Raw genomic sequence first — 2427 nt, 5'->3', positions numbered from 1 at the left:
TTATGAGTCAGTTTTTATTTAGCTTAGTGTTGCACTTGAATTGTAAATTCAAGTGAATAATAATACCCAGTTAATGTCGCTACATTTTTCGTAACTTTATAATCAGACTATTATATATGAATTATGATACGATGCAACAAATTTCCCTACTAATTAAAAACTCCGCCACCTTTAAAAACCACGCACTTATTTATGGATATTGCAGCCATTAAAGTGACTGTTTCACTTTAGTGGCTATTTTTTGAAAGCGTTTTCTATTAGTGCTATGATTAACCTATTAAATCATTGATAGGAGGAAACATATTTATAAAAATGTAACTGTTGCAGGTGGTGGCATTTCAGGTGAGCAAGTTGCCTTTCAAAGGCAGTTCATGGGATTTTATGAACATCCTAACTCTGAATACCAACAAGAATCATTTTAAAAATAGAGTACATCAACATAAAGCGTAGTAAGAGGAGGCAATTATGCGATATTCTAACGGAAATTATGAAGCTTTTGCACGTCCAAGAAAGCCCAAAAATGTGGATCAAAAATCAGCGTATATTATTGGAGGAGGGCTGGCCGGATTGGCGACCGCTGTTTTCTTGGTGCGCGATGGACAAATGTCCGGGGAAAAAATTCATATATATGAGGAATTGCCTACTCCGGGTGGATCGTTAGATGGAGAAAAGCGTGCCAATATCGGCTTTGTGACACGTGGTGGTCGAGAAATGGAGAATCATTTTGAGACTATGTGGGACATGTATCGATCAATTCCTTCTTTAGAAATTGAAGACGCCTCTTACTTAGATGAATTTTATTGGCTAGATAAAGATGATCCAAATTCATCAAATACTCGCCTAATTTATAACCGGGGACAACGCGTCCCAACGGATGGCCTGTATACTTTGGATGAAAAATCTAAAGAATTAATAGATTTAGTTTTAACTCCTGAGTCAAAACTGGGTAAGACGACTATTGAGGAATTTTTCTCAAATGAGTTCTTTGAAAGTAATTTTTGGATGTACTGGGCAACTATGTTTGCTTTTGAAAAGTGGCATTCTGCAGTTGAGATGCGTCGATACACGATGCGCTTTATTCATCATATTGATGGACTACCTGATTTTAGCGCCCTAAAGTTCAATAGGTACAATCAGTATGAGTCTATGGTTCTACCAATTATAAAGTATTTAGAGTCATATAATGTCGAATTCATCTATGATACACAAGTCAATAATGTTGTGGTAGATTTTGAAAATGACGAAAAAATTGCAAAAAAACTCGTGATCCAGGATGGTGATGATGTTAGCCTATCACGTGATGATCTTGTATTCGTTACAAATGGTTCTATTACAGAAAGTTCAACATACGGAAGCCATGATAAACCCGCTCCTATATCAAAAGAGTTGGGTGGTAGTTGGTCACTGTGGAAGAATCTGGCAGAACAATCTAATGATTTCGGTCATCCAGAAGTATTCTATGATAACCTACCTGAAAAAAGTTGGTTCGTGTCAGCGACAGCCACTATAAAATCACCAGAAATTGAACCCTACATTGAACGTCTCACCAATCGTGATTTGCATGATCACAAAATTAATAGTGGTGGAATCATTACCATAACCGATTCGAACTGGTTGATGAGTTTTGCTGTTCACAGGCAGCCCCATTTCAAAGAACAAAAGGAAAATGAAACAATTGTATGGATATATGGACTATATTCAGATACCAAAGGAAATTTTGTTGATAAGACCATTGTAGAAAGTTCTGGGGAAGAAATTACGCAAGAACTCCTTTATCACCTTGGGGTCCCTGAGTCCAAAATTAAACAATTGTCTAACCAAAACAATGTAAATACCGTTCCAGTATTTATGCCATTTATTACATCATACTTTATGCCCCGCGTTGCGGGTGATAGGCCAGATATTATTCCTAAAGGGTCTGTTAATTTAGCCTTTATTGGTAATTTCGCAGAATCACCTAGTAATGACACCGTGTTCACTACCGAATATTCAATTAGGACAGCCATGGAATCTGTATATACTTTACTTGAAGTTGAACGCGCTGTTCCTGAAGTTTATGGCTCTATTTATGATATTCGAGAACTACTTAAAGCCATCTACTATATGGGAGATAAAAAAACCATTGATGAGGCTAATTTAGGAATTCCTAAGTTAGCTAAAGTTGCACTAAAAAAGAAGATAAAGGGAACATTTATCGAAGAGCTACTTGTCGAGAATAAATTACTATAAAACATTGCTCTTATGATGAGATTCCGGACTAGTTTTTCTAGTTTGGTAAAATGTCATCATAGGGGCATTTTTATTTATGGTTACACGTTATGAAGAGGACTTTAAAAAAGTCCATCATTGAAATGGTTAAAGCGGGCCGTCGGCCCGATGAACTAGCGACGGAATACGGGCCGTCAGCTGATTCGATTCGAAATTGGG

Annotated in this window: 1 protein-coding gene; it reads left to right on the top strand. The window is 36.9% G+C overall.

The window, feature by feature from the left end:
* Window positions 1-465: 465 nt before the first annotated feature.
* Window positions 466-2229, top strand: coding sequence for an oleate hydratase (locus tag EST42_RS10215; protein ID WP_134645315.1), 1764 nt, complete (start codon window positions 466-468; stop codon window positions 2227-2229).
* The last annotated feature ends 198 nt before the right edge of the window (window positions 2230-2427 follow it).

Origin of the sequence: Weissella cibaria, assembly GCF_004521965.1 — a bacterium.
In the GTDB taxonomy this organism is placed as follows: Bacteria; Bacillota; Bacilli; order Lactobacillales; family Lactobacillaceae; genus Weissella; species Weissella cibaria_A.
Note: the sequence above shows the minus strand (reverse complement) of the source record. Positions and strands in the feature narration are given on the sequence as shown.